Here is a 23,451-nt window from a genome sequence, read left to right as displayed (position 1 = left end):
CTTTTTTAGGCACTGCATCACACATTTTACCGTGTTTCAGGCGATCAGACCGCTTTAATGCGGCGTATCTTTCAATTCCTGTGCGTTGCGACCACTTAAAGTGTGCGAACGCTACCTGCCTCAATCACCTCGGCCATGATGACCCGGTCAGACTGGTTGTTTTTTATCCGGATTTTTTCCCCGATTTTGCCATTGCTCATCGCGGTGCCAGCAGAACTGACGGAGATGGCGCCTACCTGGGTGAGAATACTGACCAGATCACCGCGTTTAACCACGGTTGGCATTTCCAGCTGTGCGCTACGGAACACTTCGCCCTGACGAATCGGCCGGCGCAGTGACTTGCCAATAATATCCACTGCGCTGTCAATCTGGCCCTGTCGTTGGCCGGTGCTGTTTACCAGGGTGGTCTGAATATCGCCGGCGCTGACCACATCGCCGCGGGCCATATTGCGTGATGCCACCGGATACTCGTAAAACAACGCAATTTGCAGCGGTATATAAATAGACCAGGGCGCTTCATCGTCGCAGCGCACCAGAGCCGTCTGGTTGCCACCGTTATATTGCGGGTCATTCAGTGTGATGGTCAGAGATTTGACGCACGAGCGTAACTGCAAGCGGGAGTCGAGCGCATTAACGCTAATGTTGGTCTTCTTCGCCTTGGCGCCCTGATAATATTGAGCCGCCTGTTGTTGCACCCGGCTTTGCAATGTCTGCAGCGATTCCACTGTTGATGCAATCGCCGGCAAGGCGATAACACCGCCCGACACCGTCATTATCATTGCGAACAGCCAGCTGACTTTTGTTAAGTTAACGGTCGCTTTTGCCGCCTTTTTGGCAAGACAGTAAAAAAATGTGTCCATGAAGGCATTTTTCATGGTTTGACCCCTTGAATCCCGGCGCAATTGGCGCGTAAATTGTCACAAAATACCGTGTTAGCCCGGCAATTAGCCCGCCGCGCCACTAAAATGGAAGCTAACGCAGGCAACAGGTGCGATAAGAGCACTAAAGGCTGACGGTTTTCTGCCGCTATCTTGTTCATAGAGCCGGTTTCTGCAATTAGTGTGCCGTGGCAGGGCAGTATTTGTACAACTGGCCAACTTATCGTATCGGCAGCAAACGGGCCGTTAATTAATATCCTCAGGGGATTGTGTATGGCAGGTGTAATGGACAGCGTTGATCAGCGCACGCAGCTGGTTGGTCAAAACCGTATGGAGTTGCTGTTATTTCGGCTGGGAGGGCGCCAGTTGTATGGCATCAACGTTTTCAAGGTTAAGGAAGTGTTGCAGTGCCCACCCCTGAATGCTATCCCTGGCAGAAGCTCGGTTGTGCGTGGCGTGGCCCATATTCGCGGTGGTACCTTGCCGATCATGGACATGAACCAGGCGATTGGTCGCAATCCGCTGGCAGAAATTGATAAGTGCTTTGTCATTATTACGGAATACAACCGCTCGGCGCAGGGCTTCCTGGTTCGTGCGGTTGAACGTATCGTTAACATGAACTGGGGCGATATTCATCCGCCACCCACCGGCGCCGGCAAAGAGCATTATTTAACCGCCGTTACCGAAGTGGATGGTCAGCTGGTTGAAATTATCGATGTAGAAAAAATTCTGGCTGAAGTGTCACCCGCCCGAGAATCCATCAGTGAGGGGATTGTAGGGCAGGGTATTGCTGACAGAGTGATCGAGAAATACGTGTTGATCGTTGATGACTCGTCCATCGCCCGCAAGCAGATTCAGCGCGTGGTTGAAGCCATGGGTATTCGCACCGTGCTGAAAAAAGACGGCGCGGAAGCGCTGGAGTATCTGCAAGGCCTGCTCTCGGCCGGCAAGCACCCGCATGACGACCTGATATTGATTATCTGCGACATTGAAATGCCGGAGATGGATGGCTATACCTTTACTGCCGAAGTACGAAACAATAGCGCCTTGAAAGATCTGCATATCATTTTGCATACGTCGCTCAGCGGTGTGTTTAATGAAGCCATGGTTAAAAAGGTTGGTGCCAATGACTTCCTGGCGAAATTCCATCCGGATGAGCTGGCGAGTCGGGTGAGCGAACATATTCTGGCTGCAGGTGATTCTCATTTATTAAAATAAGTCTGGCGAGGTTCGCCAACCCCGGGCACTGATTGCATAGCCGGGCATTTGCCCGGTTAATATAAAGAGCAGGTGCGCCGGGGATGTTGTATGCTGGCGCTTCATTTGTGTTCTTTTATCGTGCGGTTAATGAGTTGCTATGACTAATTTTTCAGACAGGAAAAACAATGGAACCGGCAGCTTTATCGCCCCCGGTTTTTCGCTGTCGAAAAGTTCGCCGGGCGAATCGAAGTTGAACGGCGGCGGGGAGAATTACGACCAGGCGGAATTTGATAGTTTTCGTCAGTTTCTTCAGGATGCCTGCGGCATAGCGCTCGGCGATAACAAGCAATATCTGGTTTCCAACCGTTTGCGCCGCCTTATGGATGAGCATAGTGTCGGTTCGTTCAGCGAATTGGTTCGCGCGCTCCGGTCAGGTTCCAACCGCCGTTTGCGTGACCAGGTGATTGATGCCATGACCACCAACGAAACCTTCTGGTTTCGTGATATTTATCCCTTCGATCAACTGACCAAACGCATGTTGCCGGCGCTGATGGCACCGGACAAACGCATGTATGGGCCGGTGCGCATCTGGTGCGCTGCCTGTTCGTCCGGGCAGGAGCCTTATTCCATCAGCATGATCGTAGAAGAATACAAGCGGCAGAGCATGGGTGCCTTGCCGCGCCCGGTGCAAATTGTCGCTACTGACCTTTCAAGCATCATGCTTGAGCAGGCGCGCCGCGCAATGTACGACCGCTTGTCTATTTTGCGCGGGCTTTCTGCCGAGCGCCTGGAGCGCTTTTTTGACCAGACGTCCCCCAACAGTTGGGCGATCAAGCCCATTATTAAAGAACGGGTAGAACTGCGCCCCATTAATTTAATGGACAGTTACGCCGCGCTGGGTCGTTTCGATATTATTTTTTGCCGCAATGTTCTTATTTATTTTGATGCTGATCTGAAGCGTTCCATCTTGCAAAAACTCCATGCCTCGCTAAAGCCGGGAGGTATTTTGTTCCTGGGTTCCTCTGAAGGGCTTGCTGCCTCTACAGATTTGTTCGAGATGGTGCGTTGTGATCCGGGAATCTACTATCGGGCTCTCTGAGGTACCGCTTTCCATCCCCCCGTCTTAACTTCTTTTGTTTTGACTGCCTGTTTTTTCTGCGGCGGCGTCATTTTCGATTCCGTTGCTCTACAGTTCTTCTGTCTTCTGTCTTCTGTCTTCTGTCTTCTGTCTTCTGTCTTCTGTCTTCTGTCTTCTGTCTTCTGTCTTCTGTCCCGTTTGCCGCTTTGCCTGTGGTTATCTTTTGCTCGCTGGCAGGCGGTAAAAGCTTGCCGCTCTGCATTGCCGCTTTTCCTCTCCGCATTTTTTTCATTATTTTTAATGTCATAAACTTCAATAAAATCAATGGGTTGTAAAAAATTATAGCAGCTGGCACAGGCATTGCTTTATTGCTTGCACGTAACATTTAAACGGAAAACGCAGGTAACCACCATGACCATTTCCTTTGCCAATGCTCTCGGTATTCACGAATCAGCGATGCATGTACGCGGGCAGCGCGCCTCTATCCTTGCGGATAACCTGGCTAACGTGGACACCCCGAATTACAAAGCAAAAGATCTGGACTTCAAACAGGTGCTCAGCCGTGCCACCGGTTCTACCAAAGAAACCTTTGCCGTTCAGGTCACCAACGACCGTCATCTGAATGCACAGGGCTTTGATGCCAACCCGGATATGTTGTATCGCGTTCCGCACCAGCCTTCCATCGATGGCAACACCGTGGAAGATCAGATTGAGCACGCCGAATACATGAAAAATGCCCTGCAGTTTCAGGCAAGTTTTACTTTTTTAAACAGCAAGTTCAAAGGCCTTACCAGCGCGTTGCGCGGTGAATAAACTGAAAAATTAACGCTGTTTGGTTGAATTATTGATCGGAGTTTATATGGCACTGGGAAATATTTTTGATATCGCCGGGTCTGGCATGAATGCGCAAAGTCTGCGCCTCAACACAACTGCCAGTAACCTTGCCAATGCTCAGGCGGCCAGCTCCAGTGCCGATCAGGTTTATCGCAATCGTCAGCCGGTGTTTGCTGCGATTCAGGAAAAAGCCATGGGCGGTGCCTTATTCGGCAACCCCGGCATGTCTGATCATACCGCCGGTTCCGGTGTTGAGGTGTTGGGCATTGTCGAGAGTGACGCGCCGCTGGAGCGCCGTTACGAGCCGAGCCATCCGATGGCTGACGATGAAGGTTATGTGTTTTACCCGAACGTGAATGTGGTTGAGGAAATGACCAATATGATTTCAGCTTCGCGTTCTTTTCAGATGAACGTGGAAGTCATGAACTCTGCAAAACAAATGGTTCAACGCGTGTTGACCCTGGGTCAGTAAGGAGATAAATCATGAGTCAGGTAGGTGAAACGTCTTCTGCTGGCAACATTTTGAGCCATCTGAATATCAACAATAATACCGCTGAAAAAAAGAGCAACGAGCTCGGTCAGTCGGCTTTTCTTGAGTTGATGATTGCCCAGTTAAATAACCAGGACCCTTTGAGTCCGCAAGATAACACCGAGTTTGTGGCGCAGTTGGCGCAGTTCAGTTCGGTAGAAGGTCTGGAACGTTTGAACACCAACTTCCAGAGTTTCAGTAACAATTTTATGTCCAACCAGGCGTTACAAGCTTCGTCGCTGGTGGGGCGCTCGGTTACTGTTCCTGCCGAGTCCAGCCGTCTGATGCCGGAAGGTATTGTGTCCGGGACGGTGAATCTTCCCCAGTCAACGTCTGATTTATCCATCAGCATTTACGATGGTTCCGGCGCGCTGGTTAGCCGCTACCCGGTAGGTAATATGGCGTCTGGCGATATGACATTCCGTTGGGACGGCAAACACCTGGAAATCAATGGTGAATTGTCCGAGTGGGCTGCAGAAGAAATGGCACCGGCTGGCGAGTACCGTTTTGAAGTACACGCAACCCAGGGCGGAAAAACCGAACAACTGGCCACCGGGCTTAGTGCCAATGTTAACAGCGTAACCCTGGGTGCGGATGGCTCCCTAACGCTGAACTTGGCGGGTATTGGCCCGGTTAACATCGCCGATGTTAAGCAGTTTAACTAAACAAAATTTTTTTTAAGTAACACCCAACGATTTCTAGCAGGAGCATGCCATGTCTTTTAATACTGCGCTTAGTGGTCTTCGTGCCGCGAATGCTGACTTGTCGGTGACCGGTAACAACGTTGCCAACGCCGGTACAGTCGGATTTAAAACATCGCGTGCAGAGTTTGGCGATGTTTACAGTAGTACTCTGTTGGGCGGAACTGCCAATACGCCTGGCTCCGGCGTTAATTTGCAAACCATTCGCCAGCTGTTCAGCGAAGGCCCAACGCGGCACACCAACCGCGAGCTGGATCTTGCCATCAGTGGCGAAGGTTTTTTTGTGGTGAAGAATGGCGGCGAGCAGCTTTACACCCGTGCCGGGGCATTTGGTCTGGATAAAGAAGGCTATGTGGTATCGGGCAATAATTCTGTTCTACAGGGTTACCCGGCCAACGCCAATGGCGTTATCAGCGGCATCATGGGTGACTTGCGCATTGATGTAACCACTCAGGCGCCTCGTCAAACTACGCTGTTAAGCGGTACTTATAATCTGGATTCCCGCCAGCTGGTGCTGGAGAGTACCGGTAAAAGTTTTTCTACAGAAGGGGCGGCGATTGCCGTTTCCCAGAATGGTTTAAAAGAGGCGACTACCACCACCAGCAGTCTGGGTGGCTTTACGGTCCCTATCAACTTTGCGACCAGCCCTTCTTCGTTTGAGTTAAGTTTAAACGGTTCACAGCCGGCGTCGGGCAATGGCGGCCCTATAACGATCAATTTGAACTCGTCTACGGCCAATTCGCTCAATGATATGGCGAGCTTGATTAATAGTGCTATTTACGGTTCTACCACCCCGTTGAATGTTCAGGCGGTGGTAAACAGTGCGACCAACACTCTTGAGCTTCGCGATTTGACCACTGGTATTAACTCGGTGATTGGTGTGGGTAACGCCTCCGGCGTATTTACCAACCCGGGGCCTTCAACCGCGGGTATTCCTGCGGTGGACAATGGCTATTTGCCGCAAGCGCTGCAAATCAAAGGGCCGACCGGTGCAACTGTTACCTTTAATAGCGACAAAGGTGCGTCGGCAGCCAAGACCGCCTCTGAACTGAATTCCATGGCGGGCATCACCGCCAGTGCAAGAACCGATGCCAAAGTGCTTTCTACCACCTTTGATAACAGCAGCAGCAATTTGATGTTGAATGGGGTGCGCCTTTCCGCTACCACGATGGAAGGGCTGGCTAACGAAATCAATGCGTTGACCACTTCCAACTTGCCTGGCATTAGTGCCAGCCTGGATACGGATGGTAACCTTAATCTGGTTTCCAATATTGGTACTGACCTCAAATTTTCATTTGTCGATACAGGCACCGGTGCCGCTGCAGGTACGGTTGAAGTGGTTGGTCGTGTGGGTACCGGCGCACAATTACTGAATGACTTTACCAATGCTGCGGTTGTGGGGGGCAAAATTGATATCGTGATGGGGCAGGGTTATAGCGTTGAGGCCAGCAACCCGGCGGTGGGCAACATCATGGCACCAATTACTGCAGCCACTTTTACCGATGTGCCCATTAACGCATTCGATCCAAAAAATCAGAACACCTACAACGAAGCCACTTCAGCACAGATTTATGACAGCTTGGGCAACCCTCATGCTATGCGACAGTATTTCGTCAAGCAGCCTTATGATCCTGCAGATCCTTCTACATCGGCCAATCACTGGGTAATGTATGTGCAGGTGGATGGGCAAAATGTGGGTGATCCGGACCCCACGTTGTTGCCGCCGCAAAATCTTGAGCCAACCATGGCGTCATTTAACGTTCATTTTAATCAGGATGGTTCGCTGAATACGGCATTGACCGATACCATTTTGATTTCCAACTGGATGCCATTGGGAACTGATGGAGAACCGGTTGGTGCTCTTGGGCCATTAAATGTATTGCAAGGTGGCACTCTGCCAGTGAGTGAGCCTCCAGCAAGTTCCAACTTTGAAATCAAACTGGATGGCTCAACCCAGGTTGCTGGTAAATTTGATGTAGGAAACCCTCAACAAAACGGTTATGCAACAGGCCGTTTGGCAGGGCTGGATGTTGGTAAGGATGGTATTATTTTTGCCCGCTTTACCAATGGTGAGGCTCAGGTATTGGGGCAGGTAGCTTTGGCCAACTTCAACAGCCTTGATGGCTTGAAGCCGGTCGGCGGTTCTATGTGGGCACAAACCTACGAGAGTGGTGATCCGGGTATTGGTGTTCCGGGGGCTGGTACGCTGGGTGATATATCCTCGGGTACGCTGGAAGAGTCCAACGTAGACTTGTCCGAGCAGTTGGTGAACCTGATTATTGCCCAGCGCAACTTCCAGGCGAATGCGAAAACCATCGAAACCACCAACGCCACCACGCAAACCATTATCAATTTGCGTTAATGTTTAGCTCACGGTGATGCAGCGCTTTTTATAAGGCGCTGCGCCCTTGGTGAGTTGGCATTTCCTCTTCAATTCCTTTTTCCTGCGGGCGGCAAACAGCGGCAGCAGTTTGCCGCCCGACTTGCTTTTACTTTCCTTGTCCCTTTGCAATACCTCTTCGCTAACCGGATTTAATTAAAAAATCTATTTAATTCAATGGCTTGAAGTTTTATCCAATTCAAATTTATAACCCGTCCAATCTGGCACTGACCTTGCAATAACTCCGTTAACGGCAAAACTGCCAAAAAAATAGCGGAGTAAGGTAATGGATAAGGCGCTGTATATCGCGATGACGGGAGCCCGGCACAACATGCTGGCGCAAACCAATCATTCCAATAATCTTGCCAATATCAATACCACCGGTTTTCGCGCTGACTTTGCGCAAGCGCGCTCCATGCCCGTTTATTTCGGCGAAGGCAGCCCCACTCGCGCTTATGCGCTCACCGAATCACCCACCAGCGACTTTGAGCAAGGCCCTTTGAATGAAACCGGCCGGGATCTTGACGTTGCTATTAATGGTAACGGCTTTATCGCCGTGCTCGGTCATGACGGTACCGAAGCTTATACCCGCGCGGGCAACCTGGTCATTGATGCCAACGGCTTTTTGCGTACCGGAAATGGTTTGCCGGTGCTGGGGAATGCCGGGCCAATTTCCTTGCCCCCGCTTGAAAAACTGGAAGTCGGTGCCGATGGCACCTTGTCTGCTGTGGCAATTGGCCAGGGACCGGAAGCCATGGTTGAGCTGGATCGTATTCGTCTGGTGAATCCCGATCTGCAAAATATTGAAAAAGGTCAGGACGGTTTATTCCGTCAGCGCGATGGTTTGAATGCACAGCCAGCGGCAGAAGTGCGTTTGGTAAGCGGTCTTCTGGAAGGCAGTAATGTGAATGCGGTGAGTGCTTTTACAGAAATATTGAGCCTCTCACGGCAGTACGAAATGCAAGTCAAATTAATGAAGGATGCTGAGCAAAACTCTGAAGCATCTTCACAGTTACTCAGAATATCCTGATATTTCATTTGAGGGTTTTATCATGCACGCTGCACTCTATGTCAGTAAAACCGGTCTGGCCGCTCAGGATAAGCAACTGACCACCATTTCCAACAACCTCGCCAACGTAGGCACAGTCGGTTTTAAGCGCGATCGCGCCATTTTTGAAGATCTTTTGTATCAGGTACAGCGTCAGCCCGGCGCGCAAACCACACAAGACACACAACTGCCATCCGGCTTGCAATTGGGTGCCGGTGTAAGAGTGGTTGCTACGCAAAAACAATTTACCGAAGGTAATTTGCAAATTACCGAACAGTCGCTGGATATGGCGATTGATGGTCGCGGATTTTTTCAAATTCTGCAGCCGGATGGTTCTGTTGCTTACACTCGTAATGGCCAGTTTCAACGCAATAGCGAAGGCCAGCTGGTTAACAATGAAGGCTTGCTGGTTGAGCCGGCGATCAATATTCCCGAAGGCGCGGTGCGCGTTACTGTCAGTACTGACGGTGTGGTGAATGCTTTTTTCAAAGGTGAAGAAGCTGAGCCACAGCAGTTGGGTGACCTGACTCTGGTTGACTTTATCAACCCGGCCGGTTTGCAAGCAGTAGGCGGCAATTTATTTCTGGAAACCGTAGCCAGCGGTAACCCTATTCAAGGTGCGCCTAACGAAAATGGTATGGGCAAATTGGTGCAGGGTGCGCTGGAAGGTTCCAACGTGGATATCGTTGAAGAGATGGTGAATATGATCACTACCCAACGTGCCTACGAACTGAATTCCAAAGTGGTATCAACAGCTGACCAGATGTTGCAATACATCAGTCAGACTCTTTAATCGCTGTCGGATCATGACCATGAAAACAATCGTAAGCAGAGTATTAGCGAGCGGGTTTACTGTCGGTGTTGCCGTTTTTTTGACGGCCTGTTCGTCGGCGCATCGGCCCATGCCTAACGATCCTTATTACGCGCCCGTGGTTTCTTCCATGGCGCCGGTGCCGCAGCGCACCGACGGCTCGCTATATCAATCTTCTTATGGTTTGAATTTATTTGATGACCGCAAAGCGTTGCGCATTGGCGACATCATTACCGTAACGCTGAGTGAGCGCACAGTATCGCGCAAATCTTCCGGTGTATCCGTAGCCAAAGACAGCCAGCTGAATTTTAACGCAGGCACCTTGCTCGGCGCGAACGTTACTGACCTTGAAACTGCGCTGCAGCAATCACGAAATTTTTCCGGTGATGCCGGTGCTGATCAAAGCAACAGCTTGCAAGGCAACATCACCGTTACCGTGGCGGACGTAATGCCTAACGGTAACCTGATTGTGCGCGGCGAAAAATGGATGACATTGAATCGCGGCGATGAATTTATTCGTATTAGCGGCATCGTTCGCCCGGATGATATTTCGCCGGATAACACCGTTATTTCTACCCGTTTGGCGAACGCCAAAATATCTTACAGCGGCACCGGTGCTTTGGCAGATTCCCAATCCATGGGTTGGTTGTCCCGATTTTTCAACAGCGAATACTGGCCCTTTTAAGGAGTTACTCTCATGAAAAAAATTGGCCTGTTGTTGGCGTTAATGCTCATGCTGCCGTCCTGGGTAATGGCTGAGCGCCTTAAGGATATTGCCGGCGTAGCGGGCGTGCGTTCCAACCAGTTAATTGGTTACGGCTTGGTGGTGGGTCTGGACGGTACCGGTGACCAGACCACGCAATCGCCTTTTACCACGCAATCTTTTAACAGCATGTTGAAACAATTCGGCATCACCATCCCGCCCGGAACCCGTATGCAAATGAAAAACGTGGCAGCGGTGATGATTCAAGCCGAGTTGCCACCCTTTGCCAAGCCGGGCCAGACACTGGATATCACCGTGTCATCGGTGAGTAATGCAAAAAGTTTACGTGGCGGCACTTTGCTGGTTTCTCCCTTAAAAGGTCTGGATGGCAATGTGTATGCGGTTGCTCAGGGCAGCCTGGTAGTGGGCGGTTTCGGTGCGCAAGGTGCTGATGGTTCGCGTATTCAGGTTAATGTGCAAAGTGTAGGGCGCATTCCTGGCGGTGCCATGGTAGAGCGTATGGTAGAAACGTCGTTTGCCGAAGGTCAGCCGGTTATTTTCAATTTGCACCGCGCTGATTTTACAACGGCCAATCGCGTTGCCAAAAGTATCAATGATTTGTTGGGGCCGGACACTGCACGTCCTATTGATGCGGTATCCATTATGGTCGACGGCCCGGTAAACCCGGCGCACCGTGTAGATTTTATTTCTCTGCTGGAAAATCTTCAGGTCACCCCGGGTGACGAAGCCGCCCGCGTTGTCATTAACTCGCGCACCGGCACCATTGTAGTGGGCCAGAACGTGCGGGTATCACCGGTGGCGGTTACTCATGGCAGCCTGACGGTTTCAGTCGCAGAAAGTTTGACGGTCAGCCAACCCAATGCGTTTGGCGAAGGCAACACGGTAGTAGTGCCTAACAGCAGCATTGAGATTACTGAAGAAACCAACCCTATGTTCAAATTTGCTCCGGGTGCAACGCTGGAAGATATCGTTCGCTCGGTAAATACCGTGGGTGCTTCACCGGGTGATTTGATGGCGATTCTTGAAGCGTTAAAACAGTCTGGTGCCTTGAAAGCCGAGTTGGTGGTGATCTGATGATTCCCGTTGATAACAGCCCCATATTAAGCCGCAACCAGGATGCCTTCGTTGATCTGGCATCGCTGAATAAGGTAAAGCAAAAAGGCCGGGAAGATGACCCGGCTGCACTGCGTGAAGTGGCGCGGCAGTTCGAGGCGGTATTCGTGCAGCAAATGCTGAAAAGTATGCGCGCTGCCAACGAAGTGTTCAGTGAAGACAGCATATTCAACAGCAGTGAAATGCAGTTTCACCAACAAATGTACGATCAGCAAATGTCTTTGGAATTGACCCGCGGCCAGGGCTTTGGTTTGGGCGATGCTATCTACCGTCAATTGCAGCAAGCCCATGGTAATGTTGAAACCCAGCCGCAAAAACTCGCTGAATTGCCACCCCCGATCTACAGTCGCCCTGTTATTGCACCTATGGCGGCGCCGGTGATTACCGCCAGTGCCGGTGGTGGCAAGACCAGCGCAGCAGATTCGCCACAAGACTTTATTGCCATGTTGCAGCCTCACGCCGAAAAAGCAGCGGCCGAATTGAATACCACCCCGGATGTGTTGTTGGCGCAGGCCGCGTTGGAAACCGGTTGGGGTAAACATGTTATTCACACCAGCCGCGGCGAAAACAGTTTCAACCTTTTCAATATTAAAGCCGGTTCCAGTTGGCAGGGCGGTAAGGTCAGCGTTAATACGCTGGAATACGAAAACGGTTTACCGGGTCAGCAACGTGCTGAATTCCGTCGTTACAACAGTTATGAAGAAAGTTTCAATGACTACATTAACCTGCTGAGAAATAACCCGCGTTACGAGCAGGTATTGCAAGCGGGCGAAAATACCTCGCGTTATGCAGAAGCCTTGCAGCAGGCCGGTTACGCCACCGACCCGCGTTACGCGGCAAAAATTAAAAACATCCTGCAACAGGATGTTGTGAAAACATCAACGGCATTGGCATCACTCGATAGTGATGTGAAGCAGCCCTGATAGCCCAGCTCCGATAACAGAGGTTTATTATGTCCGGATTATTATCCACCGCCATTTCCGGTTTGCAGGCAAGTCAGCATGCCCTGCGCACGGCCGGGCATAATATTTCCAATGCCAAAACAGCAGGCTATACCCGTCAGGAAGTTCACTACGTCACCAACGGCCCGCAAAAGCTGGGCACTGCCGGTTATCTGGGGCACGGTGTCAGCACTCAATCTATTGAGCGGGTGGTCAATGAATTTGTTACGGCGCAGGTTCGTCTGGACACATCGGCATTCCAGCAGCTGGATAAATTCAGCACCAATATCAGTAAAATTGACAAACTCTTTGCTGACTCCAGCACCGGTTTGTCGGGCGGTTTACAATCTTTTTTCTCGGCGTTGCAAAACGGTGCGGATGACCCGTCGGCATTACCGGCGCGTCAACTAATTGTTACCCAGGCGCAAAGTCTTGCCGCCCGGTTTAACCAGTTGCAGGATCGCCTGACGACGGTTGAAGCCAGTGTAACTCGTGAGACATCGGCGATTGCCGATCAAATATCTACACTGGCGCAAACCATTGCCAGCCTGAATAAAAATATTGGCGAGCAAACAACATCGTCTACCGGTGCCGGCCCGAACGATTTGCTGGATCAACGCGATGAAGCGCTGCGCAAGTTGTCCGAGCTGGTTTCTGTTCAGGTGGTCAGCCAGGACGGTAGAGAGCTGAATGTTTTTATCGGCAATGGTCAGCCGCTGGTGTTGGGCAATGCGGCGAACAGTTTAAGTGTGCGTGACGGCGGTCAAATTTATATCAATGGCAACAAGCCGGAAAACATTACCCACCAGCTCACCGGTGGACAGCTGGGCGGGGTGCTGACATTCCGTGAAGATGTCTTGCACCCGGCGATGAATGAGTTGGGGCGCATTGCCGTTGTTATTTCGGATGCATTCAATGATATGCAATCTCAAGGTCTGGATCTGGATGGTGATTACGGCCAACCCATATTTCGCGATATCAATGACAAAAGTTTGACCTACGAGCGTGTTGTGCATGGTAATAACGCGCAGCCGAATGATCGTATGATCTCTCTGAAAATTAATGACCCTTCGCAGTTAACGGCCAGTGATTACCGTTTCGATATCGTACCGGGAACCAGTAACTACACGGTGGTTCGCACCGGCGATAACATGGTAGTAAGTCAGGGGTTGTTGCAAGGCTCCTATCCGGCAGAAATTTCTTTTGATGGCATTACCGTTACGCTGGAGAGTGGCAGCTTTCAGGGCGGCGACACCTTTATGTTGCAGCCCACTCGCCAGAGTGCCGGCCATATTCAATCGGTCATTTCCCGGCCGCAAGATCTTGCCTTTGCTTCACCCATTCGCACCCTGGCCGACAGTCACAATAGCGGTAACGGTATTATCAGCGCCGGTGAGGTATTAACCACCAAAGATGTGAATGGTAATACCTTGCCGGCTTTCTCTGTGGCCGGCCAGTTGTCGCCACCGCTGGTGGTGCGCTTTACATCACCTTATACCTACGATGTGCTGGACAACACCGACCCGGCCAACCCGGTGCATTTGAATCCGCCGATTCGTGAACAGGTTTTTGTGCCGGGCAAAGATAATCAGGTATTTACCTCGGACCCGGGCGAGACTCGCATCACGGGTAATGGCGCTCGTCTGGGTTTACCGGCGGGTCGTCAGTCCAGCCCTCTGGCGTTACCGGCTAATAATGGTTATCCGGTTGAGCAATACACGCTGGTTACCACTGACCCGATTAGCGGTGCGCAAAGTAATCGCGTAGTCACCACCACCGCCAACGCTTCCGCCGCACAAACGGCGGCGATGTTAAACAGTTTGCCGGGCGTTTCTGCCAATGCGTTTACCTCTGCCAATATTACCGACATGCAAATAGGTGCCGGGGATTTTGCAGCGCAAACGGCTCAGCTGGTTATTAACGGCGAAGCACTGCTGGATTTTTCAGACTCGTTGATGCCTGACCCCGCCGTTTCCATGACCGCCTTCAATGACTATCTGGCGCAGCAGGTTAATGGCAACAGCAATTTGCAGGCGCTGGGGATTCGTGCCGTCAGTGGCAGCAATGCTATCACCGGCGCGCCGGAGTTACGGTTGGTTGCATCGTCCGGTGTTGATATCAACATCAGCATGAGCGGTGCACCGGGCAGTTCGCTGGGTGTTAACGATGGCATGGGCAATCCTTCCGTGGCGCTTTCCGGTGCCGGTGAGCATATTTCTGTGGGCGGTCGTGTCGATCTGGTGTTGGCTGAAGGCGTAAAAATGCGTACAGCACCTACCGATAGCCAGATATTTGGCAACAGTGCTGCCGCCGATTTTGCCCAGTCGTCTTTCACCGGCTACCAGATTTCTATTAAAGGCCAGCCTCAGGCCGGTGACACCTTTACGATCGGATTCAACACTAACGCTTCCAACGATAACCGCAACGCGCTCAAGCTGGTCGGGCTTGAAGATGCCAAATTGATTGGCGATGGTTCTTTAAGCCTGGGGGCTGGTTACAGTCGCCTGGTAGAAGTGGTCGCCAGCCAGAGCCATCTTGCCTCGGTGAACGCCGCCGCCAGCAAAAGCATGCTGGAGCAAACCCAGAATCTGCGAGACAGTATTTCCGGCGTCAATCTGGATGAGGAAGCGGCCAACCTGATTCGCTTTGAGCAAATGTATAACGCCAATGCGCGCGTGATATCCGTTGCTCGCGATTTGTTTGATGCCTTGTTGCAAGCGGTTTGATATAGCCAGATTTTTTACAGATAGAAAACATTGACAGGAATAACACCATGCGTGTTTCTACCTCACAAATTTACAACATTGCCAACATCAGTATGCGCGATGCCCAAACGGCGGTAACCCGTTCGCAGGAGCAAATTGCCAGCGGAAAAAAGCTGATGTCGCCAGCCGATGACCCGGTTGCTGCGGCCACTATTTTGCAGTTGAAGCAGGAGATGGCGCGCATTGAGCAATACGGCAAGAACATCAACATTGCCGAGAATAATCTCGGTGTTGAAGATGCTGCGCTCAAGTCAATTGTGAATCTGGTGCAGCGGATGCAAGAGCTTGGCGTGGCTTCAGGCAACACGGCGGTAATGACTGCCAGCGACTACAAGTCCTTTGCCTCCGAGGTCGACAGTCGTATTGATGAATTGCTGGGGCTGCAAAATACCAAAAACTATTCCGGACAATATATTTTTGCCGGTTACCAGGGCGACACCAAGCCATTTGTCAGTAATGGCATGGGGCAGGTTTCCTATCACGGAGATGAGGGTCAGCTGAGCTTGCAGGCATCGGCGAATGTGAACGTGGCGGTCAATGATTCCGGCAAAAAGTTATTTATTGATATCCCGAGCAGCCATAACACCTTTACTACCCAGTCCAACCCGGCCAATCGTTCTGCGCCTGCAGCGTCTATCGGCGTCGGGTCAGTTGTGGATCAGACTGACTACGACAAGCTCTTCCCGGAAAATCTTACCATTGTGTTCAATGACCCGAATGCGGTGACACCGCCGGGGATGAATTACACCGTAACTGAAAGAGGTTCGGGCAAAGTGCTTGCTGCAAACCAACCTTACACCTCTGGCAAGGACATCGAAGTAGCAGGCATCAAGGTGCCGGTTTACGGCAATCCTGCGGCACCGGTACCTGCCAGCCTGTCTTTTGGTGCGGCAGGGGCGGGGGCTGATTATTCGTCCTCGCCCACCACACTGACTTTGTCGGTGAATGGTCAGCGTGAGACCTTCGTTATTAACGGCAACTTTACCGGCGCCACAGACGGCTCGGCGCTGGCGGCGGTATTAAATGATGCGGGCAATGGTAACGCTGCAAAATTACAGCGCCTGGGTTTGACCGCCGATGCCAATGGCATTACCGCTGCCAAGGGTATGAATATCACCGTGAGTGGTGGTAACGCCGGCCTTGATGCCATTACCGGCTTGAATACCCAGGGCGCCGGCACAACGTCGGTTAACGGTCTCCCGGGTGACAGTTTCGAGGTGAACTCCAGTAATAAAGAAGCGCTGTTGACCACGTTGAGCCGTTTTTCGGAGGCATTGAAAAATGTTAAGGACACCCCGGAGAGCAAGGCCGAGTTCAGCAAGATCGTCGCTCAGGTACTGAATAACCTCGGTAATTCGGTCACGCAGATTTCGGCGGTGCAAGGGGAGGTGGGTGCCAGGCTCAATACGCTGGAAAGCGCCAAGGACCTGAACATAGAGACCAACCTGACCAACAAAAAGGTGTTGTCGGATATAGAAGATCTCGATTACGCCGAGGCGTCCATCAAACTGGCGATGGAGAGCTATGTGCTCAGTGCTGCCCAACAAAGCTTCGCCAAAGTCAGCCAGCTGACGTTGTTCAGCTACCTGCGTTAACCCTTGAAGCAGTAGCGGCCAGAGTTTGCCGTTACTGCTTTAATGCTGCTCATTCTTGATAATCCACACCGAATCTGATAGCCTTCGCCCGCTCGCTGGGACATGTGTCGATCTTTTTACCATTTCCAGTGTCAGCATCAGCAGTAATTACTGGCGCCAGCCTTGGGTAATTACTGTCTTTAACATTAACTGGCCCGTACTTCTGGCAGTGCGGTAATCGCGGAATTTGGCTGGTCATAGCGTTTGACATGCGGATTCCGGGTCCATTACAGGTAACACCCATGAGCTTTACTGAAAGTTTTGCTGAATTATTTGAAGAAAGTTTAAAAACCGTTGATATGGTGCCAGGCACCATCGTTACCGGTGTAGTTATTGACATCGACAAGGACTGGGTGACTGTTCACGCCGGCCTGAAGTCTGAAGGCGTTATTCCTGCCGAGCAGTTCCGCAACGAATTGGGCGAGCTGAACCTCTCCATTGGTGATGAAGTTCAGGTAGCACTGGAAAGTGTAGAAGACGGTTTCGGTGAAACCCGTCTGTCCCGTGAAAAAGCCAAACGTGCTGAAGCGTGGAAAATTCTGGAAGCAGCACACACTGCTGATGAAGTTATCAAGGGTGTTATCAATGGCAAGGTCAAAGGTGGTTTCACCGTTGACGTGGCCAGTATCCGTGCCTTCCTGCCAGGTTCTCTGGTAGATGTTCGTCCAGTGCGTGAAACTACTCACCTGGAAGGCAAAGAGCTCGAATTCAAAGTTATCAAGCTGGACCAGAAGCGCAACAACGTTGTTGTTTCCCGTCGTGCGGTTCTGGAACAGGCAAACTCTGTTGAGCGTGACGAGTTGCTGGCCAGCCTGCAAGAAGGTCAAGCTGTTAAAGGTATCGTCAAGAACCTGACCGACTACGGCGCCTTCGTAGATCTGGGCGGTGTTGACGGCCTGCTGCACATTACCGATATGGCCTGGAAGCGCATCAAGCACCCGGGTGAGATCGTAAACGTTGGTGACGAAATCGACGTTAAAGTACTGAAATTTGACCGTGAGCGTAACCGCGTTTCTCTGGGTCTGAAACAACTGGGTGAAGATCCATGGATCCAAATCACCAAGCGCTACCCGGAAGGTGCTCGTGTTAAAGCGAAAGTTACCAACCTGACCGACTACGGCTGCTTCGCTGAGCTGGAAGAAGGCGTTGAAGGTTTGATCCACGTTTCTGAAATGGATTGGACCAACAAGAACATTCACCCGTCCAAAGTTGTTCAGCTGGGTGACGAAATCGAAGTTATGGTTCTGGATATCGACGAAGAACGTCGTCGTATCTCCCTGGGTCTGAAACAGTGCCAGGAAAACCCGTGGGATGCATTTGCCCGTACTTGCGCCAAAGGCGACAAGATCAGCGGCAAAATCAAGTCCATCACTGACTTCGGTATCTTCATCGGTCTGGAAGGCGGCATCGACGGTCTGGTTCACCTGTCAGACATCTCCTGGCACGAAGCTGGCGAAGAAGCTGTTCGCAAGTACAAGAAAGGCGATGAGCTGGAAACCGTTGTTCTGGCTATTGATCCGGAGCGTGAGCGTATTTCTCTGGGCATCAAGCAACTGGAAACCGATCCGTTCTCCGAGTACGTAGCTGAGAACGATAAAGGTGCTCTGGTTAAAGGTATCGTTAAAGAAGTAGAAGCTAAAGCTGCTGTTATCACTTTGGCTGCCGATGTAGAAGCTGTATTGAAAGCTTCTGAATTGAGCCGCGAGAAAGTGGAAGATGCGCGCAATGTACTGAAAGTGGGCGACGAAGTTGAAGCCCGCATCATTGCTGTTGACCGCAAAAACCGCAGCATCAGCCTGTCTGTAAAATCCAAAGACGTTGAAGAAGAAAAATCAGCGATCAAGGAACACAGCAGCAAGCAGTCTGAACAGGCTTCCCCGACTACTTTGGGTGACCTGATCAAAGCGCAAATGGCCAACAAGGAATAATTTCCTGCTGGTTTGAATAATGGCCGCCCTCGGGCGGCCATTATTTTATGTGGCCCCGGTAAAAATATTAAAGTTTTTCAAATATCTATAGAGCCCCATGGGTTTTTGAGCTATAACGTATAGCGTCTGTTTATCGTTTTAACAGGCATCAGGCCGGTAGGGTGTTGTTATCGTCATGATGTGTTTCATAGACCAGCCCTTTCCCTTTTCTGCCTGATACCATCTAACAATAGAGCGCAGGCCATGACAAAATCTGAACTGATCGAATACATAACGGAAAAACAGAATCAGCTTCCCATGAAGGATGTTGAGCTGGCAGTCAAATTGTTACTGGATTACATGTCTGAAATTCTGGCCTCTGGCGAGCGTATTGAAATTCGAGGTTTTGGCAGCTTTTCATTGCATTACCGTGCCCCGCGTATGGGAAGAAACCCCAAAACCGGTGAAAACGTGGAGTTGGAAGGAAAATATGTTCCTCACTTCAAGCCCGGTAAGGAAATGCGTGACCGCGTTAACGAAAGTATTCACCACTGATTATTCCCCCGTATTCTGAAAACGGCATACTTGTAGCTCAGGTGTGCCGTTTTTTTTGCCTGGCATCCCGGGTTAACCGCCTTCCGGGGCATCGCTAACGCGACTCAACCCTGGCGATTGTGTGAGTTCTGATAATTCTCCTTCTGCATAACCTTGCAACCCGGAAGCTTTGTCATGCTTGTGATGATTTTTGTAGCAATTGTTCTGTTCCTGCTCGGTGTCGCAATCGGCCGGTCGTTGCGTCATCGTAAAACGCTGCTGCCGGTGCGCTTTACGGCGGATTCCTATCATCAAAGTCTGCGCTTTCTGCTCAATGAACAAACCGATAGCACCGTGGATATCTTCATCCAGTCGCTGGATGTAACACCGGAAACGCTGGACATCCATCTGGCAGTGGCCGGCTTGATGCGGCGTAAAGGGGAGATCACCAGGGCGATTGCTATTCATGAAAATATTTTAACCGTGACGGGTCTTACGATTGACCTCAAACAGCAGGTGCAATTGGAGCTGGCGCAAAACTATATCCACGCCGGGTTACTGGATCGTGCCGAGTTGCTGTTATTGCCGTTGATAAAACTGCGTAAACCGATTGCAGGTGCGTTGGAGCAGTTGCTGGGTATTTACCAAAACGAAAAGGAATGGCAAAAAGCGATAGATATTGCCGAGCGGCTGCAAGGTAATAGCGAGCGATTCGGTGAGCAGGAACTGGCTCAAATGAAATCGCATTATTGTTGTGAGTTGGCGGAAGAGCATATTGCAGTCGGGCGTCAGGCCGAGGCGCAACACTTTTTGCAGCTGGCTGGCCACTCTCATCAATATTCCGTCAGGGCGGGCTTGATTGCCGCGCGCCTTGCTTACGAGGCTCACCGCTATACCGAGGCACTGACGATTGTTAAAAAACTGCCGCAGCACGATCCGGATTTGACTCGCGAGTGCCTTCCCTTGCTGATTGCCTGCTGCCATGCGCTGGGCGACCAGGAGGGGCTACGCAAGAACCTTTTTCTGATACTGAATCAGCATAAAAGCAACAGCACGCTGGTTGCTCTGTCAGACGTTATCGTCGCGCAGGAGGGCATTGAGTCAGCCGTTTCTTTTCTGGAACAGCAGGTGAGTCAAAAGCCGTCTATCCGGGTGCTCAAACAGATTATCGATTTATATCTCCAGCATTCCGAAGGGAAGGCCAAACAAAATCTTGAATTATTATCCCTGATTGTAGAGAAGGTGATTGCTGAAAAGCCGATTTATCTCTGCAATCGTTGCGGTTTTTCGGCGGTACATTTGCACTGGCTGTGTCCGGGATGCAAAACCTGGGGAAGTGTCCGGCCGGTAAAAGGTGTCAGTGGTGAATAAATTTACAACGGGTAATTACTGGCAGCGACTCAGGCGCCGGGTGCATCAAAAAACACTGCAGCGCTTGCCGCTTGCAAGAAAAGTTCAGCCGGGCCTGCGCTCCATCTACGTACTGCCGTCACGGCAGGGCTGGATGTTCTTGCTACTGGTCCTGATTATCTGGTTGCTTGGCACCAACTACCAGAACAACCTTATTCTGGCAGCCGCCTTCATGCTGATCAGTTTGCATTTCATCAGCCTGTTTCATGTCTGGCGCAATATCTCGGGGCTTGTCTTTGAGGCGGTTTCGGTGGAGGGGGTTTTTGTAAAGGAGCGGGCGGCTTTTATCGTGCGCGTTTCCAGTAAAGCGCCGCGTCACTATCGGCACTTGCGCCTCACCTTGATGTGCAATCCGCCGCAAACCTATGTGGTAGATATTCCTGCCGGTGGAGAATGCCGTTTGCAGCTGGAGCCGCTGGCGCAGCGGCGTGGACACTTGCCATTGCCCGCTATCAAGGTTGAAACCGGCTATCCATTCGGTCTGGTCAATTGCTGGACGTGGATTCGCCTGAATATGTCTGCCATCGTGTTTCCTCAGCCCATTACGGCGCAAGCCGCAGATTCCGCACCATCCCGAGGCGGGCAAAAAGAAAGCCTGCAAGCCGCCGGAGACGACTTTTATGGTTTTGCCACCTACCAGCCCGGGTCGCCCTTATCGCGGGTTGCCTGGAAGCATTATGCGCGGGGTGCCGGGTTACATCTGAAAGAGTTTGGCGGTTCCGAGGGCAGCGATTTATGGATTGACTGGCAAAGCTGGCAGCGGCTGGAGATGGAGTCCTGTTTATCGGCGATGTGTTTTCAGGTGCTTGAGCAGAGTAAGGCTTCGGCAACTTACGGTGTGCGATTGCCCGACCGGATTGTAGCTCCCGGCTCCGGGGAGCCGCATAAGCTTGAGGCGTTAACCGCTCTGGCTCTTTATGGACAATCGGATTCGGCGGCGACCAATGACTGACTCGTTAATTTCCCGCCGGGCATTATTCTGGTTACTGCTGGCACAGTTCTTTGCGTTGCTTCCTCATGCATTGACATCGCCACTCTGGGTGCCGCTGGTCTGGCTGGCAGTTGTGGTGTGGCGCTGGAAAATTTTTGCCCACAAATGGCAATACCCCGGGCGTCTGGTTAAAGCCCTGTTGCTGATCATTTGCTGCGGCGGTCTGTTTTTATCTTTCGGCAGCAAGGTGGGTACCAGTGGCATGGTCAGCCTGCTGCTTACCGGCTTCATTCTCAAGCTGCTGGAGATGAAGCGCCAGCGCGACGGTTTGCTGCTGTGCTTTCTCGGCTACCTGGTGGTAGCCACGCAATTTCTGTTCTTCTCAACCATTTTTGCCGCCGTTTACGGCCTCTTTTGCCTGATGTTATTGAGCTACGCCTTGTTGTTGCTCAGTGTATCGCCACAGGATGATACGCCAGCATCCCTGCATTGGCGTGGCCTGGCTGTGCCGGTTGTTCAGGCGCTGGCGTTGATGCTGGTGCTGTTTTTGTTCTTTCCTCGTTTCAGCCCTTTCTGGGCAGTACCGGTTGATGGCAGTCGTGCCAAAACCGGTATGAGCGATTCCATGTCCCCCGGCTCCTTTGGTGAGTTGATGCGCTCCAGTGCGCCGGCATTTCGCGTCGGTTTTGACGGGGCGCCGCCGGACGTTTCGGTAATGTATTGGCGCGGGCTGGTATTTGGTGCTTTTGATGGCAAAGGTTGGACACTGGCGCCGGCGCAGCGTGACCTGTCGCGGCTGCGTTGGGACAAGTCTTCAGCGCAATCCTATCTTGCACCGGTCGTCCCGGAGGGTGAGTCTGTCAGTTACCAGGTTATTTTTGAACCATCAGAGCAGCCCTGGCTGTTCGTGCTGGGCGCGGTTAATGACTGGTCGGCTGGCGCTGCGCTGGATCCGGATCTGAATCTTCGCTGGCGTCGCCCCATCAGCCAGCGCATCCAGTATTCAGCAACATCCCATGTCCGTTATTCCTTCCGCGAGGCGGCGCTGTCGCCTTCCTCGCGTCAGCAATATCTCAGCTTTCCTGCATCGCATAATCCGCAAACCCTGGCGGCGGCGAGGCAATGGCGCGTGGAAAGCGAGAGTGAGCAGCAATATATCAACCGGGTGCTTGCCTATTTTGGCGAAGCGTTTACCTACACTTTGAGGCCGGGTGTTTTGGGTGAGCACCCGGTAGATGATTTTCTGTGGGGCTCGAAAGCCGGTTTTTGTGAACACTTTGCCAGTGCGTTTGCTTTAATGATGCGCGCTGCGGATATTCCGGCCCGTGTGGCTACCGGTTATCTGGGCGGCGAATACAATGCCACCGAAAACTACTGGCTGGTGAGGCAGCGCGATGCCCATGCGTGGGTGGAAATCTGGCAGGAAGACAAAGGCTGGGTAATGATTGACCCTACCGCATCGGTCGCACCTGAGCGGGTAGAGCAGGGCATTGATTTTTCGCTGGATGAAGCTGACCAACAATTGCTGGGTAATTTATTTTCCAGAAATCTTGCCATCTTTAATCACTTGCGGTTGAAAATGGATGCACTCAATTACCAGTGGAGCCGCTGGGTGCTTAACTATGATCGCGACAGTCAGCAGAATTTTTTTGAACGCTGGCGTGAGCTGATCAATTGGCAGTTGATGGGAGCACTGATTGGCGGGATATCCTTATTGATATTGGCAACTTTCCAGTTGCGTCTTTTTTTACAAAACCGGCGGCGGGATAAGGTTGATGTACTTTATCTGGCCTTTATGAAAAAAATTCAGACCGATACCGGCTTGAAGATTAACGCGGGAGAAACTTCCGGGCAATTCGCCTTGCGTATTGCTGGCCAACGGCGGGAGCTGAAAGCCTCGGTAACGTCGATTACTGCCTTGTACGAGCGCATTAAATACGGTGAGGAACGCGCTTTATTGCCGGATCTGGAAAAAAAGGTAAATCAATTTCGAGTGTAAGTACAAAATTTCGACTTGAAAAATAGCCAGCAAA

20 protein-coding genes are annotated in these 23,451 nt (G+C 51.5%); 18 read left to right on the top strand and 2 right to left on the bottom strand.

Annotated elements, in window-relative coordinates; translation table 11 throughout:
* Window positions 1-95: 95 nt before the first annotated feature.
* A complete protein-coding gene (gene flgA / locus C4F51_RS10445) occupies window positions 96-779 on the bottom strand; it encodes a flagellar basal body P-ring formation chaperone FlgA (protein ID WP_193909569.1) in 684 nt (227 codons plus the stop codon).
* A gap of 372 nt (window positions 780-1,151) precedes the next feature.
* Here flgA and C4F51_RS10440 point away from each other — a divergent pair, with 372 nt between their 5' ends.
* Together C4F51_RS10440 and C4F51_RS10435 are read left to right on the top strand one after the other, a co-directional pair.
* Window positions 1,152-2,096, top strand: a complete 945-nt coding sequence (locus C4F51_RS10440) for a chemotaxis protein CheV (protein WP_193909567.1) — start codon at window positions 1,152-1,154, stop codon at window positions 2,094-2,096.
* A 139-nt stretch (window positions 2,097-2,235) separates the two neighbouring features.
* Complete coding sequence (locus C4F51_RS10435) at window positions 2,236-3,177, top strand: CheR family methyltransferase (protein WP_193909565.1); 942 nt, start codon at window positions 2,236-2,238, stop codon at window positions 3,175-3,177.
* Window positions 3,178-3,244: 67 nt separating this feature from the next.
* Here C4F51_RS10435 and C4F51_RS10430 read toward each other — a convergent pair whose 3' ends face one another.
* The gene (locus tag C4F51_RS10430; protein ID WP_193912667.1) at window positions 3,245-3,541 is read right to left on the bottom strand and encodes a hypothetical protein; all 297 of its coding nucleotides are present in this window, start codon (window positions 3,539-3,541) and stop codon (window positions 3,245-3,247) included.
* Between the two features lie 26 nt (window positions 3,542-3,567).
* On the opposite strand from C4F51_RS10430, the gene flgB reads away from it, so the two are divergent.
* The 16 genes from flgB (at window position 3,568) to C4F51_RS10350 (ending at window position 23,417) form a co-directional block, all read left to right on the top strand.
* Entirely contained in the window at window positions 3,568-3,969 is a 402-nt protein-coding gene (gene flgB / locus C4F51_RS10425) for a flagellar basal body rod protein FlgB (protein ID WP_193909563.1), read from the top strand.
* 46 nt (window positions 3,970-4,015) lie between these two features.
* On the top strand, window positions 4,016-4,462 hold the full coding sequence (gene flgC / locus C4F51_RS10420; protein WP_193909561.1) for a flagellar basal body rod protein FlgC: 447 nt from the start codon (window positions 4,016-4,018) through the stop codon (window positions 4,460-4,462).
* 11 nt (window positions 4,463-4,473) lie between these two features.
* A complete protein-coding gene (locus C4F51_RS10415; protein ID WP_193909559.1) occupies window positions 4,474-5,184 on the top strand; it encodes a flagellar hook assembly protein FlgD in 711 nt (236 codons plus the stop codon).
* A gap of 49 nt (window positions 5,185-5,233) precedes the next feature.
* Window positions 5,234-7,582, top strand: a complete 2,349-nt coding sequence (locus tag C4F51_RS10410) for a flagellar hook-basal body complex protein (RefSeq protein WP_193909557.1) — start codon at window positions 5,234-5,236, stop codon at window positions 7,580-7,582.
* Between the two features lie 304 nt (window positions 7,583-7,886).
* Window positions 7,887-8,630, top strand: coding sequence for a flagellar basal-body rod protein FlgF (gene flgF / locus C4F51_RS10405; protein ID WP_193909555.1), 744 nt, complete (start codon window positions 7,887-7,889; stop codon window positions 8,628-8,630).
* 22 nt (window positions 8,631-8,652) lie between these two features.
* Window positions 8,653-9,441, top strand: a complete 789-nt coding sequence (gene flgG, locus C4F51_RS10400; RefSeq protein WP_193909553.1) for a flagellar basal-body rod protein FlgG — start codon at window positions 8,653-8,655, stop codon at window positions 9,439-9,441.
* A gap of 19 nt (window positions 9,442-9,460) precedes the next feature.
* A complete protein-coding gene (gene flgH, locus C4F51_RS10395; protein WP_193909551.1) occupies window positions 9,461-10,144 on the top strand; it encodes a flagellar basal body L-ring protein FlgH in 684 nt (227 codons plus the stop codon).
* Between the two features lie 12 nt (window positions 10,145-10,156).
* Window positions 10,157-11,257 (top strand): flagellar basal body P-ring protein FlgI, encoded by a 1,101-nt coding sequence (locus tag C4F51_RS10390; protein ID WP_193909549.1) that lies wholly within the window; start codon window positions 10,157-10,159, stop codon window positions 11,255-11,257.
* The gene (flgJ, locus tag C4F51_RS10385) at window positions 11,257-12,219 is read left to right on the top strand and encodes a flagellar assembly peptidoglycan hydrolase FlgJ (protein ID WP_193909547.1); all 963 of its coding nucleotides are present in this window, start codon (window positions 11,257-11,259) and stop codon (window positions 12,217-12,219) included. The genes C4F51_RS10390 and flgJ overlap by 1 nt, the downstream gene beginning before the upstream one ends.
* A 29-nt stretch (window positions 12,220-12,248) precedes the next feature.
* Window positions 12,249-14,963, top strand: coding sequence for a flagellar hook-associated protein FlgK (flgK, locus tag C4F51_RS10380; protein ID WP_193909545.1), 2,715 nt, complete (start codon window positions 12,249-12,251; stop codon window positions 14,961-14,963).
* A 47-nt stretch (window positions 14,964-15,010) separates the two neighbouring features.
* On the top strand, window positions 15,011-16,597 hold the full coding sequence (gene flgL, locus C4F51_RS10375) for a flagellar hook-associated protein FlgL (RefSeq protein WP_193909543.1): 1,587 nt from the start codon (window positions 15,011-15,013) through the stop codon (window positions 16,595-16,597).
* A 281-nt stretch (window positions 16,598-16,878) separates the two neighbouring features.
* Window positions 16,879-18,564, top strand: a complete 1,686-nt coding sequence (gene rpsA / locus C4F51_RS10370) for a 30S ribosomal protein S1 (protein ID WP_193909541.1) — start codon at window positions 16,879-16,881, stop codon at window positions 18,562-18,564.
* Between the two features lie 216 nt (window positions 18,565-18,780).
* Window positions 18,781-19,098, top strand: coding sequence for an integration host factor subunit beta (gene ihfB / locus C4F51_RS10365; RefSeq protein WP_328701429.1), 318 nt, complete (start codon window positions 18,781-18,783; stop codon window positions 19,096-19,098).
* Window positions 19,099-19,272: 174 nt separating this feature from the next.
* Window positions 19,273-20,448 carry a lipopolysaccharide assembly protein LapB gene (gene lapB / locus C4F51_RS10360; RefSeq protein ID WP_193909539.1) on the top strand — a complete coding sequence of 392 codons (1,176 nt, stop codon included), beginning with the start codon at window positions 19,273-19,275 and terminating at the stop codon, window positions 20,446-20,448.
* Window positions 20,441-21,439 carry a DUF58 domain-containing protein gene (locus C4F51_RS18340; RefSeq protein ID WP_193909538.1) on the top strand — a complete coding sequence of 333 codons (999 nt, stop codon included), beginning with the start codon at window positions 20,441-20,443 and terminating at the stop codon, window positions 21,437-21,439. The genes lapB and C4F51_RS18340 overlap by 8 nt, the downstream gene beginning before the upstream one ends.
* Window positions 21,432-23,417, top strand: coding sequence for a transglutaminase TgpA family protein (locus tag C4F51_RS10350; RefSeq protein WP_193909537.1), 1,986 nt, complete (start codon window positions 21,432-21,434; stop codon window positions 23,415-23,417). Before C4F51_RS18340 ends, C4F51_RS10350 begins: the two co-directional genes overlap by 8 nt.
* Window positions 23,418-23,451: the final 34 nt, after the last annotated feature.

This window comes from Cellvibrio polysaccharolyticus (assembly GCF_015182315.1).
In the GTDB taxonomy this organism is placed as follows: Bacteria; Pseudomonadota; Gammaproteobacteria; order Pseudomonadales; family Cellvibrionaceae; genus Cellvibrio; species Cellvibrio polysaccharolyticus.
The sequence above is the reverse complement of the archived record's forward strand: the minus strand, read 5'-3'. Positions and strand labels throughout refer to the sequence as shown.